At 47.5% G+C, this 13176-nt stretch carries 11 protein-coding genes, 16 tRNA genes and 2 rRNA genes; 26 read left to right on the forward strand and 3 right to left on the reverse strand.

All coding sequences use genetic code 11. The features are described from left to right. The 18 genes from BM058_RS03160 to BM058_RS03245 form a co-directional block, all read left to right on the forward strand. Nucleotides 1-140 (forward strand): 23S ribosomal RNA (locus tag BM058_RS03160); the annotation flags it as partial. A gap of 96 nt (nucleotides 141-236) precedes the next feature. Further along, nucleotides 237-353: ribosomal RNA gene (gene rrf, locus BM058_RS03165) — 5S ribosomal RNA — on the forward strand. A 67-nt stretch (nucleotides 354-420) separates the two neighbouring features. After that, nucleotides 421-495 (forward strand) — tRNA-Asn (locus BM058_RS03170). 4 nt (nucleotides 496-499) lie between these two features. Further along, nucleotides 500-592 (forward strand) — tRNA-Ser (locus BM058_RS03175). An 18-nt stretch (nucleotides 593-610) separates the two neighbouring features. After that, nucleotides 611-685 (forward strand) — tRNA-Glu (locus BM058_RS03180). Nucleotides 686-694: 9 nt separating this feature from the next. Continuing rightward, nucleotides 695-770: transfer RNA gene (locus tag BM058_RS03185), tRNA-Val, on the forward strand. Between the two features lie 13 nt (nucleotides 771-783). Then, nucleotides 784-860, forward strand: a tRNA-Met gene (locus BM058_RS03190). A gap of 415 nt (nucleotides 861-1275) precedes the next feature. Next, nucleotides 1276-1351, forward strand: a tRNA-Asp gene (locus BM058_RS03195). Nucleotides 1352-1394: 43 nt separating this feature from the next. Then, nucleotides 1395-1470, forward strand: a tRNA-Phe gene (locus BM058_RS03200). 7 nt (nucleotides 1471-1477) lie between these two features. After that, nucleotides 1478-1553 (forward strand) — tRNA-Thr (locus BM058_RS03205). A 13-nt stretch (nucleotides 1554-1566) separates the two neighbouring features. Continuing rightward, nucleotides 1567-1651: transfer RNA gene (locus tag BM058_RS03210), tRNA-Tyr, on the forward strand. A 9-nt stretch (nucleotides 1652-1660) separates the two neighbouring features. Continuing rightward, nucleotides 1661-1734, forward strand: a tRNA-Trp gene (locus BM058_RS03215). Between the two features lie 23 nt (nucleotides 1735-1757). Then, nucleotides 1758-1833 (forward strand) — tRNA-His (locus BM058_RS03220). A 10-nt stretch (nucleotides 1834-1843) separates the two neighbouring features. Continuing rightward, nucleotides 1844-1918, forward strand: a tRNA-Gln gene (locus BM058_RS03225). A gap of 3 nt (nucleotides 1919-1921) precedes the next feature. Further along, nucleotides 1922-1996: transfer RNA gene (locus tag BM058_RS03230), tRNA-Gly, on the forward strand. Between the two features lie 40 nt (nucleotides 1997-2036). Next, nucleotides 2037-2111, forward strand: a tRNA-Cys gene (locus BM058_RS03235). Between the two features lie 16 nt (nucleotides 2112-2127). Further along, a tRNA-Leu gene (locus BM058_RS03240) sits at nucleotides 2128-2218 on the forward strand. Nucleotides 2219-2243: 25 nt separating this feature from the next. Further along, nucleotides 2244-2326, forward strand: a tRNA-Leu gene (locus tag BM058_RS03245). Nucleotides 2327-2461: 135 nt separating this feature from the next. On the opposite strand, the gene BM058_RS18105 is transcribed toward BM058_RS03245, so the two are convergent. Together BM058_RS18105 and BM058_RS03250 are read right to left on the reverse strand one after the other, a co-directional pair. Beyond that, the gene (locus BM058_RS18105; protein ID WP_177195408.1) at nucleotides 2462-2635 is read right to left on the reverse strand and encodes a hypothetical protein; all 174 of its coding nucleotides are present in this window, start codon (nucleotides 2633-2635) and stop codon (nucleotides 2462-2464) included. Nucleotides 2636-2817: 182 nt separating this feature from the next. Continuing rightward, nucleotides 2818-3417, reverse strand: a complete 600-nt coding sequence (locus BM058_RS03250; protein WP_245736814.1) for a B3/B4 domain-containing protein — start codon at nucleotides 3415-3417, stop codon at nucleotides 2818-2820. Nucleotides 3418-3599: 182 nt separating this feature from the next. Between BM058_RS03250 and queG the strand changes: the two genes are divergently transcribed. From queG to BM058_RS03280, 6 genes are all read left to right on the forward strand, one after another. Next, complete coding sequence (gene queG, locus BM058_RS03255) at nucleotides 3600-4736, forward strand: tRNA epoxyqueuosine(34) reductase QueG (RefSeq protein ID WP_090925861.1); 1137 nt, start codon at nucleotides 3600-3602, stop codon at nucleotides 4734-4736. A 12-nt stretch (nucleotides 4737-4748) separates the two neighbouring features. Next, nucleotides 4749-5279, forward strand: coding sequence for a methylated-DNA--[protein]-cysteine S-methyltransferase (locus BM058_RS03260; protein WP_090925601.1), 531 nt, complete (start codon nucleotides 4749-4751; stop codon nucleotides 5277-5279). A gap of 121 nt (nucleotides 5280-5400) precedes the next feature. Continuing rightward, nucleotides 5401-6294, forward strand: coding sequence for an amidase domain-containing protein (locus BM058_RS03265; RefSeq protein ID WP_245736816.1), 894 nt, complete (start codon nucleotides 5401-5403; stop codon nucleotides 6292-6294). Between the two features lie 131 nt (nucleotides 6295-6425). Next, complete coding sequence (gene trmL / locus BM058_RS03270) at nucleotides 6426-6899, forward strand: tRNA (uridine(34)/cytosine(34)/5-carboxymethylaminomethyluridine(34)-2'-O)-methyltransferase TrmL (protein ID WP_090925602.1); 474 nt, start codon at nucleotides 6426-6428, stop codon at nucleotides 6897-6899. A gap of 586 nt (nucleotides 6900-7485) precedes the next feature. Continuing rightward, nucleotides 7486-7851, forward strand: coding sequence for an antibiotic biosynthesis monooxygenase family protein (locus BM058_RS03275; RefSeq protein ID WP_245736817.1), 366 nt, complete (start codon nucleotides 7486-7488; stop codon nucleotides 7849-7851). A 79-nt stretch (nucleotides 7852-7930) separates the two neighbouring features. After that, a complete protein-coding gene (locus tag BM058_RS03280; RefSeq protein WP_090925603.1) occupies nucleotides 7931-8488 on the forward strand; it encodes a DUF5366 family protein in 558 nt (185 codons plus the stop codon). Between the two features lie 8 nt (nucleotides 8489-8496). Here the strand turns inward: BM058_RS03280 and BM058_RS03285 are convergent, their stop codons facing one another. Next, complete coding sequence (locus tag BM058_RS03285; RefSeq protein ID WP_090925604.1) at nucleotides 8497-10359, reverse strand: transglycosylase domain-containing protein; 1863 nt, start codon at nucleotides 10357-10359, stop codon at nucleotides 8497-8499. A gap of 172 nt (nucleotides 10360-10531) precedes the next feature. Between BM058_RS03285 and BM058_RS03290 the strand changes: the two genes are divergently transcribed. Both BM058_RS03290 and lepB read left to right on the forward strand, forming a co-directional pair. Continuing rightward, entirely contained in the window at nucleotides 10532-12427 is a 1896-nt protein-coding gene (locus tag BM058_RS03290) for a PrkA family serine protein kinase (RefSeq protein WP_090925605.1), read from the forward strand. A 130-nt stretch (nucleotides 12428-12557) separates the two neighbouring features. After that, nucleotides 12558-13109: a signal peptidase I gene (gene lepB, locus BM058_RS03295; protein ID WP_090925606.1), complete on the forward strand. Its 552-nt coding sequence runs from the start codon at nucleotides 12558-12560 to the stop codon at nucleotides 13107-13109. Nucleotides 13110-13176 lie beyond the last annotated feature (67 nt).

A 13176-nucleotide genomic window follows, 5' to 3' on the forward strand; every position in this document is an offset into this window, starting at 1 on the left:
ATGAAGCCCACCTCAAGATGAGATTTCCCATCACATGAAGTGAGTAAGACCCCTGAGAGATGATCAGGTTGATAGGTCTGAGGTGGAAGCGTGGTGACACGTGCAGCTGACAGATACTAATCGGTCGAGGGCTTATCCTGAAGATGGTGGTTCGATTCAAGGCTCAAGCATTCGTTATGTCGTTTTGAGGGAACATCGTTCCCTGCCCAACAAAAAGCCCGCTAAAGGGCACCAGGTCTGGTGGCGACGGCGGAGAGGTCCCACCCGTTCCCATGCCGAACACGGAAGTTAAGCTCTCCAGCGCCGATGATAATGAAGGGGCAACCCTTTGTGAAAGTAGGACGCCGCCAGGCTGGACATTTTCTTTTTGAAATGTTAAGATGCTCAAGTATCACATTATAAAAGAAATATACTACATATTCCACAGTAGCTCAGTGGTAGAGCTATCGGCTGTTAACCGATCGGTCGCAGGTTCGAATCCTGCCTGTGGAGCCAACCTGGAGAGCTGTCCGAGTGGCCGAAGGAGCACGATTGGAAATCGTGTAGGCGGTGTTGAGCCGTCTCGAGGGTTCGAATCCCTCGCTCTCCGCCATTTCATTACATAAAGAAAGGCCCGTTGGTCAAGTGGTTAAGACACCGCCCTTTCACGGCGGTAACACGGGTTCGAATCCCGTACGGGTCACCATTTACATATGGAGGGTTAGCTCAGCTGGGAGAGCATCTGCCTTACAAGCAGGAGGTCGGCGGTTCGATCCCGTCACCCTCCACCATGATAAAACACATCGCGGGGTGGAGCAGTTCGGTAGCTCGTCGGGCTCATAACCCGGAGGTCGCAGGTTCGAATCCTGCCCCCGCAACCAATTTTCAATAAACATACTTCAAACGCAGCAAAAGCTGAAACAGTGTTTTTCCATCTTGCTTTTGGAAAGAAAAAGCAGGAAGGTCGAGGAAACAAGAGAGTGAAGGAGGGAACGTACTCCAGTACGTGACCTGACGACACGAACGAAGTTGACATCGACATTCGTCTGACCTTACCTTTTTGAAAGAAGAAACAAGAAGGTCAAGGAAGCAAGAGAGTAGAGGAGGGAACGTACTCCAGTACGTGACCTGACGATGCGAACGCAGCTGACGCTGAGATTTGCCTCCTTGCTTTTGGAAAGAAGAAGCAAGAAGGTCGAGGAAACAAGAGAGTGGAGGAGGGAACGTACCTCAGTACGTGACCTGACGACACGAACGCAGTTGACGAAGAGATTCGCAGCTTATTCTTTTCAAAAAGGGCCTGTGGTGTAGCGGTTAACATGCCTGCCTGTCACGCAGGAGATCGCGGGTTCGATTCCCGTCAGGCCCGCCATTTACTTACTATTCAGCCTTTAACCAAAAAGGCAGCATAAGATGGCTCGATAGCTCAGTCGGTAGAGCAGTGGACTGAAAATCCTCGTGTCGGCGGTTCGATTCCGTCTCGAGCCACCATTTTTGTGCCGGTCTAGCTCAATTGGCAGAGCAACTGACTTGTAATCAGTAGGTTGGGGGTTCAATTCCTCTGGCCGGCACCATTTTTGAAAAAATGGAGGGGTAGCGAAGTTGGCCAAACGCGGCGGACTGTAAATCCGCTCCTTCGGGTTCGGCGGTTCGAATCCGTCCCCCTCCACCATTTTAAAACAGGGGTATAGTTCAAAGGCAGAACAGCGGTCTCCAAAACCGTCAATGTGGGTTCGATTCCTACTACCCCTGCCATTTTTATTTCTTTTTTTAAAATGGCGGTTGTGGCGAAGTGGTTAACGCACCGGATTGTGGCTCCGGCATGCATGGGTTCGACTCCCATCAATCGCCCCATTCTACAATTTGGGCTATAGCCAAGCGGTAAGGCATCGGATTTTGATTCCGTGATGCGCTGGTTCGAATCCAGCTAGCCCAGCCACATGCGGAAGTAGTTCAGTGGTAGAACACCACCTTGCCAAGGTGGGGGTCGCGGGTTCGAATCCCGTCTTCCGCTCCAGTTATCACAATATGTGCATGGGTATCATATGGTACCACATGGCGGTATAGCCAAGTGGTAAGGCACGGGTCTGCAAAACCCTTATTCCCCGGTTCGAATCCGGGTACCGCCTCCACTTCACATCTACCTCTGCCGGGGTGGTGGAATGGGCAGACACACAGGACTTAAAATCCTGCGGTTGGTCTACCAACCGTGCCGGTTCAAGTCCGGCCCTCGGCACCAATTTTAATTTGGTACTTAACAGGATGGCGGTGTGGCGGAACTGGCAGACGCGCACGACTCAAAATCGTGTTCTTCGGAGTGTGGGTTCGAGTCCCACCACCGCTACCATGCTTATAGCTATGATTTATGCTTTAAAACCTTTCCCTTTAATGTGTGGATGGTTTTTTATTTTATGTTATTATAAAGCCAATATGAAAAACCCCCGTTTCACCGTAAATACGTGACGGGGGTTTTGTTTACACTTTACTCCTGTTTTTTATCAGAAGAGGAGGAGTTTTTAGATTTATGCTTTTGCTTCATCTCTTTTTCTTCGATCTTTAAATCTTCCAACGGTATGAGGTCTTCATGAATGGTAGGCGGTGGATCTGAGGTGGTACGGACTTTTTTGTTTTTATTCCGATATCCCGTTTCAGTCATGGAACAACCTCCTTTTTATCGTCTATATTTGTTTATACCCCGCATGGATAATGAAAAAACGTAAGAGTCGGAAGGTACGTTATCAGTCAGCTATGCCATGATAAGAAAAGGGTTTCAGAAAAAATGATGTAATGGAAGACTTCCGCTGCATGGGATAATCCCTTACGGCGGAAGCTTTTTTATCAATGAGGAGCATGTTGAAAGTTCGTTTTGTTTTGATCCAGAAGATAAATACTGTTGCTCCCGCTGTGAAGCTGAATAAACATATTGGAAGCAGCCTGGAGAAGCTGTTCTGCCTCATCCTGCGGAAGGGAAGGGGGAATATAAAAGATTTGGACAGCGTTTGTTGTATCTGTCGTCGTCATTGTTCGGGCGGCATCAACAATAGGACTGCCGAAGGGGCCTCTCTTATCAAAACCGGCTAATTTACCTTCCATGTTGTTCATCCGTCCATTCAGCCCTTCCATTGCCTCCTCTTCCTGTCCCAGTCTGATTTTGATATAATCATTCAAGGCATGTCCGTCATAAATACCGACCGGCATGTCATATTGAAGCGAAAAGAAGTTGTTCACATCTGCTGCTGAGTGAATAAACGGGAGATCTTTTCCATTGCTGATTCGTCTTAATAACGCTTCGTGGGAAGGACGGTACCGTTTAGGATCGATGCCGAGATCCCGGAAGATGCTGCGCCACTCTTTGACGCCTTCGTACTCATCGACGGGACGTTCATCCAGGTCGGTGCGCACGGTTTCCTGGAAGTATTCGAGACGACCTTTCAACATAGAGGGCGAATCACCCACGACAATATTTTCATATACAATAATACCGATCTTAAGATCAGGTACCCTTTTAAATAGGTTTTTATCAAGCGAAAAGAGCATATTCTCACCTCTGCTGCCAATTGTTGCGTAAAGTGTACCATATCCAATATTCGATATAAAAGATAAAAGAAGGGAGCGAAATGATGACAGGAGCAGAACTTAAAGAAAAGATTGCTGCCTACAGCAAAGAAATCGGGATTGACAAAATCGGTTTTGCTTCGACAGATCCTTTCCTCACGTTAAAGGACAGGCTGATTGAACAGCAGCGCCTTCAGTACCATTCCGGATTTGAAGAACCGGATATTGAGAAACGGACCGAACCGGAGCGTTTGCTGCCCGAAGCAAAGACGATTATTTCGATTGCTCTGGCATATCCTTCCAAAATGGAAAATGAACCGAAAAGCAGGAAAGGTGACCGGCGCGGCATGTTCTGTCGTGCTTCCTGGGGGGTGGATTATCATAATGTGCTGAAGGATCGTCTACAGAAGCTGGAGGATTATATCCAGGAAATTGCCCCAGAGGCACGGAACCAGTCGATGGTCGATACCGGGGAGCTCTCCGACCGGGCGGTTGCCGAACGGGCCGGCATCGGTTGGAGCGGCAAAAACTGTGCGATTATTACACCGGAATTTGGGTCGTATGTGTATCTTGGAGAGATGATCACCACACTTTCGCTGGAACCGGATAAAGAGATCACGGATCAATGCGGCACGTGCAACAAGTGTGTGGATGCCTGTCCGACTGGAGCTCTCGTTCAAGGGGGCCAGCTTGATGCAGGGAAGTGTATTGCCTATTTAACGTTGACTAAGGGATCCCTGCCGGAACGGTTCCGCAAAAAAATCGGCAACCGGCTCTACGGTTGTGACACGTGCCAGACGGTATGTCCGGAAAATAAAGGAATGGACCACCATCAGCATGAAGAATTCGAGCCGGATCCGGAAGTGGTCAAGCCCAGTCTGGAGCCGCTTCTTACGATCAGCAACCGTGAGTTTAAAAACACATTTGGTCCTATCGCCGGTTCGTGGCGGGGGAAGAAGCCGATACAGCGCAATGCCGTTCTCGCTCTGGGTACGTATAAAGCGGAAGAAGCATTGGATTCACTTGTTCACGTGCTCCACCGGGATCCGCGGCCGGTCATCCGGGGTTCAGCTGCCTGGTCGCTCGGCCAGATCGGAACCAAAGAAGCAGTAGAAGCTTTGTATGAGGCAGAGCAGCACGAATCGGAGGAGGATGTGCAGGAGGAAATTGCGAGCGCCAAAGCCCCGCACGCTGTTCCATAAGGAGATGATGGTATGAGCACACCGCAGCCTTTGTTGTACCAGGAAATGAAAAGCCCCGTCGGATGGATTACCACTGCAGCCACGTCGTCGGGACTGTGTGTGCTGCATTACGGGAGGGCTGAAGATGTCATAGAGCAGATCAAACCTTGGTTGAATCGTTACAGACTTTCCAGCCGGTGGGAAAAAGATAGTTCCGACACTCACGGCATCCTCATGCAGCTCCATGAATACTTTGACAGACGCCGTCATTCTTTTGATGTCCCGCTGGATTTATACGGCACCGCATTTCAAAAAGCAGTATGGAACGCCCTGTACGATATTCCATACGGGGAAACGAGGTCCTATAAAGATATCGCCGAAGCAGTACAGTCTCCGAAGGCAGTCCGGGCTGTGGGCATGGCCAACAACAAAAACCCTGTTTCTCTTGTCATTCCCTGCCACCGTGTGATTGGAAGCAATGGAAAAATGATAGGATATGGATCGGGTATAGATAAAAAAGAATACCTGCTACAGATGGAAGGAAGCGTTTCTGCTCCTTCCTGAACATAAAAAGGCATCGCGGCAGGCGGATGCCTTTCTATTTTTCTACACGCCAAAAGGAATGACCACTCTTTCTCCTTAATAGAATGAGTCAGTGGCAGAACAAGTAGGAGGAGGGGTGAAAATGAAGAGAAAGTGGTTGGAATCCTGGGAAAAGCACTTGCAGCAGTGGATGTCTTTTCAGCTCCAGCGCAGCCAGGCCCAGGCAAAACCGGCTAAAACCATCCCGCAGGAAACAGAGATGCTCCGGCGCTTCAAGAGAACCCTCGAGCGCAGGGGCGCAGAGCTTTTGAAAATCAAAATCAAGTGTCATCCCTACCGGCTGCAGCGGTTTGAAAAACAGGAACATATCTATTATAAGCTGCATCTCATACGGATTTTAAAAATCAACGAACAGTATCATATGGAAGAACAGTGGATACCAAGAATGATGAAAACACATGACGGGCATGTGATTATTGATCAGGAGCAGCCGCAGCCGGTACAAAGACAGTCTCGTACAGGGCAGCCGATTTATCCGGAGCAGCGTTTTTTTTCCTATGACCGTAGAAAAGCTGTACAGTATGCGGAAACTTGGTGGGATGATTACAATCCTGATTATCAGGCATTTTCGGATAACTGTACGAATTTTATATCGCAGTGCCTGCGGGCAGGGGACGCTCCGATGAGGGGGCAGCCGGACCGGGGAAGCGGTTGGTGGTATACCGGCGGGAACTGGAGTTACAGCTGGTCGGTAGCGCATTCGTTTCGTTGGTATTTAAGCAGCTCGGACAGCGGTTTAACAGCAGCGGAAACGGAGAAGCCGGAGAACCTGGGACTGGGGGATGTGATCTGCTACGATTTCAACGGAGATGACAACTGGCAGCATTCCACCATCGTTACCGGATTTGATGGAAATGGGGAACCTCTTGTGAATGCACAGACGTCAAACAGCAGAGCACGTTACTGGACATATGAAGATTCCACCGCGTGGACGCCTGCCATCCGCTATAAATTTTTTCAAATTGGACAAGGATGAAACAAGCGTTCCGGAAAAAGATATGATATAATATTTCAGGTTTTATCAAGATATCAGCTGACCATCTGTGAAAGTTACAATCTTCACAGATGAACGTTTTATTTTATATTAGTAGATGAGGAGCACGTTTCATGAGTAATCACATTGTTTTATACCATCCTGAAATACCAGCCAATACCGGGAATATAGCCCGCACATGTGCAGGAACAGGGACATTCCTGCATTTAATCCGGCCGCTCGGGTTTTCCACTGAGGATAAAATGCTGAAGCGGGCCGGCTGTGACTACTGGCCGGATGTGTTGATTTATTATCATGATTCACTGGAAGAACTGTTTGAAGAATGGCCGGAGGGTGAGTTCCATATGATCGAAACAAACGGAGGCCGTCTGCATACCGAGTTCTCCTACGGGGACCCGGCCAAAGACTATTTCTTTGTGTTCGGAAGTGAGTCGACAGGCCTTCCGGAAACCATAACCGACCGCTTTCAAGAGACGTGTTTGAGGATTCCGCAGAACGAAGCGGTTCGTTCCTTTAATTTGTCCAACTCAGCGGCCATCATTGTATTCGAAGCCCTCCGCCAGCAGCAGTTCCCTGGATTAACCTGAAAAACGCAGAAGCACAGGAAGAAAAAAGAGTCTGGGACAAAACCTGTATAAGATAGAAAGATGCCGAACGATTTTAAAAAATCGTTCGGCATCTTTCGTTGCTGAGACAAACCGCTGCGCCAAAATGCTTCGCTTTCACTCCAGAGTACAAGGGCGACATCGGTTCGCTGGGGCTCACCGTGTCTTCTTTGCCGCGGGCACGGCTCAAGCCTCCTCGGAAGAAAATCGCTTCCTGCGGGGTCCCCGAGACTCGTGCTGTTCTGAGCAGGAGTCGAAGCATTTTGGCTCCGCTGCCATTCGACTGTTGAGCAACGATGCAAGACATTCGTGTTGTCCTTCACCTATTTTACTTTTGTCCCAGACTCTTTTCCATTACGTATTAGTGTTTGTGAGGCTTGTCTTCAAATCCGGCAGAAAGAATGGAGACCATGAATGTGACGCACAAACCAATCAATAGTACCAGTTTCATGCATAAACCTCCTCGCTTGCGTTTACTGTTTCCCATTATACCTGAGAACATGTCGTATGTGAATGAAGGAAAAGACCGGTTACATGTTTTTGGTAAAAAACACAGCTGCCTGATATAATGAAAGCAGTATTCAGTTTTCTCCGGCTGGAGGAGTTTGATTCAGAAAGGATGATGGGGATGTACGTTGTGATGAACGAACTGCATGTTCCGGATGACGCAAAAGAAACGATGCAGGAAAGGTTCGCCAAAAGTGTAGAACATATGAAAAATACTCCCGGATGCATCGATTTTATGTTTCTCGAACAAAACGAAGAAAACGGCAGTCAGGTCGTTTTTACAAAGTGGGAGTCGAAACAGCATTACGAAGACTGGGTGAACAGTGATGCGTTTAAGAAAGCCCACCAGCATTCCAATGGGTCGGAAAAGAAAAGCGCCGCGACCGGAAGCACATTGAAAGCATTTGATGTCATCCACCATTTCTAGCGGCCCATGTTGAAGCTGCAGCCTCTTATTCTGCAGCTTTTTTTCATGAAATGATAAACGACGAGGATTGTGGTACGCAATGAGAAATACATATTTAACAAGTCATTTTCCGCTGTTTTCGATTTTACTATTCAGCCTTTCGTTTTCCCTGTATAGTGAACGGCAGATTTCAGGCTGGCTGAAAGATGTGGGCCTGTACGCCGGGATGCTGGAATTTTTCAGTGCCGGAGGAATACAGCTCACTCTTCTTTTCTTTTTGATTCTGTTCTTTTTTATGATCTTTTCTGCACTGAAATTAATTGCCGATACGTTAATGGAGCTGTCATTGCTGTTTTTCTCCAGGGATGTGGAAGGAATTGAACTTGCCAACCTTAGGAAGGGAACCTGGATTTATCTAGCCGGCAGTGCAGCTTCTCTTCTGTTTATATGGATGCCGCTTGGGATTGTGTGCTGTTTTCTGGCGGCGACTCTCGTATATTTTGTGTTTATCGTATACCATATTTCGGATTCCCTCAGCGGAGCGGGAATGTTCGGTCTTATTTTCTTTCATATAACGTTTTGGTGTGCGGCGGCAGCCGGCACTTCCTATGCAGGCTTTCGTCTGTATAACAGCTTGATGAAGAGCCTTCCGATTTAATAAAAAAACTATTCATCTGAAAGCCCCTCTGTTATGTCTTTCCAAAGATCCAGATGGGTACTGCGAAGTTTTGCACCCAGGGTGTCCGGGTTATCCTTTCCGATCCAGACCCCTGCTGTATAGCGGCTGTTAAAGCCCACGAACCAGAGGTCATGGTAGCTGTTGGTCGTGCCTGTTTTGCCTCTCCATTCCCCGCTGCCAGGGTCAGCCCTGCGGCCGGTCCCTTCTGTTATAACACTTCTCAGCATGTGGCGGAGCTCCTGGTTGGTCTCTTCACTCCAGACAGAGCGGCTTGTCTCTCCCCATTCATAAAGCACCTTTCCATCGCCGTCCGTGACTTTTTCAATGGCACGGCCGGGCCGGTACTCTCCTTTATTTGAAAAAGTGGTATAAGCTTTGGTCAGCTCAAGAAGAGATACGCCTCGGGACAAACCTCCAAGAGCTGCTGCATAATGATGATCATCTGCATTAACACGGGAAAAGTCGAAGGATTCCAGATAGGAAAAAGATTGCTGTATCCCGGTTGTCTCAAATAAACGCATGGCTGCTGTATTATACGAACGGGCCAGGGCCGTTTTCAGAGTTACCTGCCCGGGATAGCTGCCCCCTGCGTTGGCAGGGCAGTAATCATGAAGACAGTAACGTCCGGCATCGACAAAATTCTGTTTGTCTGCCCCGGTTTGATCCATGTACGGACCGTACACAAGCAGTGGCTTCATCGCCGATCCGGGCTGCCGGTAAGCCTGAAACGCTCTGTTGAACGTATAAGGTTCATAATTTTTTCCGCCGCTGAGCGCCTTAATACGGGATGTGCGGTGATCCAGCACAACGGCTGCTCCGTTCCCGTTCTTCCCTCGAAGCTGCCTGTTCACCGCAGCTGTTACCTCCTTCTGCAGGTCAGGATTTAAAGATGTTTCAATGTGAACCCCGGACGAAAGTACTTCCCGGACGCGGTTCTGCAGTTCTTCTTCAATGTCTTTCTTTTCTTCTTTGCCGGCTTTTTTCATACGTCGGGCAAAGCCTTCTTTTTTGCGGATCAACTCTTTTAATTCCTTCTCCACATAAAATGTATAATCCGGGTAGAGATTTTTCGTTTCACTGACATGAAGCTCAACCGGGGCTTTTTTTGCTTCAGCAGCCCGGGATGCTGAAACAGCGCCGGTCTCCTGCATCTTGGTCAAAATCCATTCCTGTCGTTTTTTTGTATTCTCTTTTTTGGTCAGTGGATCATAGTGGGACGGGTTGGCAGGAACAGCTGCGAGAAAAGCGGTTTCGGCAAGAGTGAGTCCGCTGCTTGATTGCCCGAAATAATAGTGGGCAGCCGTTTCAAATCCATATATGCCGTTTTGAAAGTAAATAGAATTAATATAAAATTCCAGAATCTTTTCTTTGGAATATTCCTGCTCCAGCTGATACGAATATAAAACTTCGGTTAATTTCCGGTTATATGACTGCTCGTGCGTCAAAAAGAGGTTCCGGACAGTCTGCTGGGTGATTGTGCTTCCCCCTTCTTCAATGCTTCCGGCCTGGGCGTTCACAGCAAGTGCCCGGGCGACGGCACTCATATCAACTCCTTCATGTTCAAAAAAATGCCTGTCTTCGGTCGACAGAAAAGCCTGTTTCACGGTACGGGGAATCTTTTCAATATCAAGATAACGACGGTTCAGCCCCTTAGACAGCTCTGAGACAACAGCACCTGTTTCATCATATATATAACTGTTTTGATCGATATCCGGTTTCTTGATGTCGGTATCCTCCAGCGTTTTTTCAAACGAGACGGCTTTCTTTTCTTCGCCCAGTGCACCGAGCAGAAGTACAGAAAACATAACCATAAACAATGTAATAAATAAGTACCCGGCTGACATTCTCATGTGGATTCCCTCTTTTTTCGGACAAATTTATCTTCTATCTTTATATCGGCAGAAGACCCGGTTATGTTCCACCTTTTTTCGCATAGGGATAGAAGTAATACACGGACAAAGCCGTCAGGTATATTTGCTGATCAGAACCATTTATTATGCACCGAAAGGGGAGGCTCGCACGGTGGAGATTATCAATAGAATACGGGAACACCGGGAAAAAGAAAAGCAGCTCGAGTGGAGAGGCACATTTAAGGAATATCTGGAACTGGTGAAGCAATACCCTCACATTGCCCAGTCCTCACACTCCCGAGTGTATAATATGATAAAGGACGCAGGGGTGCTTGAAAAAGATAATCATAAAATGTACCGTTTTTTCGGTGAAGATATTTTCGGACTCGAAGAACCTCTGGAAAAACTGGTGGAGGAATATTTTCATTCGGCGGCACGGAGACTGGATGTAAAAAAGAGAATATTAATGTTAATGGGACCGGTGAGCGGGGGTAAATCAACGATTGTAACGATGCTGAAGCGGGGGCTTGAAGAGTACTCCAGAACAGATGCCGGAGCGGTTTACGCGATAGAAGGCTGCCCGATGCAGGAAGATCCTCTTCATCTGATTCCTCCGCACCTTCGGGATGAATTTTATGACGAATACGGCATTCATGTGGAAGGCCGGCTTTCGCCTTTAAACATGATGCGCCTGGAGAAAGAATATGGGGGAAATATTGAAGACGTGATGGTGGAGCGTATTTTTTTTTCTGAAGACAAACGGGTCGGCATTGGAACATTCAGTCCATCTGATCCGAAATCGCAGGATATCGCAGATCTCACCGGCAGTATCGATTTTTCAACTATTGCCGAATATGGTTCAGAGTCCGACCCCAGGGCATACCGTTTTGATGGAGAATTAAACAAAGCCAACCGCGGTATCATGGAGTTTCAGGAGATGCTGAAGTGTGATGAAAAATTTCTCTGGCATCTGCTTTCTTTAAGTGAAGAAGGCAACTTTAAAGCCGGACGTTTTGCACTTATCAGTGCGGATGAACTGATTGTTGCCCATACGAATGAGGCGGAATACAAAGCATTTATAAACAATAAAAAGAATGAAGCGCTGCATTCGAGAATTATCGTGATGAACATTCCTTATAATGTAAAGGTGAGTGAAGAGGAGCGCATCTACGAGAAAATGATTGCGGGCAGTGATATGGCAGATGTTCATATAGCGCCTCATGCCCTTAGGACCGCTGCGATTTTTTCGATTTTAACGAGGTTGAAAGAGCCGAAAAATCAAACGGTGGATCTTGTGAAGAAGATGAAACTGTATGACGGGGAAGAACTCGAAGGATACAAGGACCAGGACGTGGAGGAACTGAAAAAAGAATACCAGGATGAGGGAATGGATGGCATTGATCCTCGTTACGTGATCAACAGGATCTCCTCGGCGATCATTCGTAAAGAAGTGGAATCGATCAACGCCCTGGATGTCCTTCGTTCTCTGAAAGAAGGCCTCGATCAGCATGCCTCCATTTCGGATGAAGATAAAGAAAGGTATCTTGATTTTATCGCAGCTGCCCGCAGAGAATACGATGAATCGGCCAAAAAAGAAGTGCAGAAAGCATTCGTGTATTCCTACGAAGAATCGGCCAAGACATTAATGGACAATTATCTGGATAACGTAGAAGCTTACTGCAACAAAAATAAATTAAAAGATCCACTCACAGGGGAGGAAATGAGTCCTGATGAGAAACTGATGCGCTCGATTGAAGAACAGATCGGTATATCGGAAAATGCCAAACGAGCGTTCCGGGAAGAAATTCTGATCCGCATCTCCGCGTATGCGCGAAAAGGAAAAAAATTCGACTATAATTCCCACGAGCATCTCCGGGAAGCTATCCAGCAGAAACTGTTTGCGGACTTGAAAGATGTCGTTAAAATCACGACATCCACGAAGACACCGGATGAGTCCCAGCTGAAAAAAATCAATGAAGTGACAGCCCGGCTGATTGATGAACACGGCTACAATTCTGTTTCCGCAAATGAACTGCTGCGGTACGTCGGAAGCCTGCTGAACAGATAAACAAAGAAGGCCCTGCTTTCCCCTGTGACCGGTACAGGTCATGGGGGATTCATGTGTCCACTTTTCTATCAATTGCTCATAACGTTGAAGCATGATACATTATGAAAAGAGATAGGATGGTGGACAGAACATGAATACGATAGCCAGAGAAGTATGGGACTGGATTAAAACATTCGCCGTGGTAGTCATCATTGTTTTAATTATACGGACATTTTTCTTTGCCAATTATATGGTACACGGCGAATCGATGATGCCGACCATTGAAAATGGAGAGCGGCTCATTATAAATAAAATCGGGTACGAATTTTCCGAGCCGGATCGTTTTGATTTAGTAGTATTTCATGCCAATGAAGAAAGTGATTATATCAAGCGGGTGATCGGACTGCCGGGGGATCAAATCCGGTACGAAGATGACACCTTGTATGTAAATGGAGAAGCGGTACAGGAAGACTATCTGGCTCCTTATCGAAGCGAGGCAGAGCGTGGACCGTTCACCTCTGATTTTACACTTGAAGAAGTAACAGGCAAAGAAACGGTACCCCAGGGTAAAATCTTTGTGCTGGGGGATAATAGACGAAACAGCATGGACAGCCGCCGGATCGGTTTTGTGGATATGAGCGAAGTCGTTGGTGAAGCCAATCTCCGGTACTGGCCGGTCGATGAATTCAGAGTGATGAGATAGGGAAGGGACTGCCTCAGGGCGGTCCTTTTTTGCAGGCAGGAAACCCTCGAATGTTTGTACCGGTAAG

It is taken from the genome of Salibacterium qingdaonense, assembly GCF_900114715.1.
Classification (GTDB): domain Bacteria; phylum Bacillota; class Bacilli; order Bacillales; family Marinococcaceae; genus Salibacterium; species Salibacterium qingdaonense.

What these genes read in the sequence shown, in the direction of transcription:
- BM058_RS03250 (WP_245736814.1), bottom strand. Translation starts at nt 3,417, where the DNA reads ATGTTGAAAGGTCGTCTCGAATACTTCCAGGAAACCGTGCGCACCGAC.
- trmL (WP_090925602.1), top strand. Translation starts at nt 6,426, where the DNA reads ATGAGTAATCACATTGTTTTATACCATCCTGAAATACCAGCCAATACC.
- queG (WP_090925861.1), top strand. Translation starts at nt 3,600, where the DNA reads ATGACAGGAGCAGAACTTAAAGAAAAGATTGCTGCCTACAGCAAAGAA.
- BM058_RS03285 (WP_090925604.1), bottom strand. Translation starts at nt 10,359, where the DNA reads ATGAGAATGTCAGCCGGGTACTTATTTATTACATTGTTTATGGTTATG.
- BM058_RS18105 (WP_177195408.1), bottom strand. Translation starts at nt 2,635, where the DNA reads ATGACTGAAACGGGATATCGGAATAAAAACAAAAAAGTCCGTACCACC.
- BM058_RS03275 (WP_245736817.1), top strand. Translation starts at nt 7,486, where the DNA reads ATGAAAGCAGTATTCAGTTTTCTCCGGCTGGAGGAGTTTGATTCAGAA.
- BM058_RS03280 (WP_090925603.1), top strand. Translation starts at nt 7,931, where the DNA reads ATGAGAAATACATATTTAACAAGTCATTTTCCGCTGTTTTCGATTTTA.
- BM058_RS03265 (WP_245736816.1), top strand. Translation starts at nt 5,401, where the DNA reads ATGAAGAGAAAGTGGTTGGAATCCTGGGAAAAGCACTTGCAGCAGTGG.
- lepB (WP_090925606.1), top strand. Translation starts at nt 12,558, where the DNA reads ATGAATACGATAGCCAGAGAAGTATGGGACTGGATTAAAACATTCGCC.
- BM058_RS03260 (WP_090925601.1), top strand. Translation starts at nt 4,749, where the DNA reads ATGAGCACACCGCAGCCTTTGTTGTACCAGGAAATGAAAAGCCCCGTC.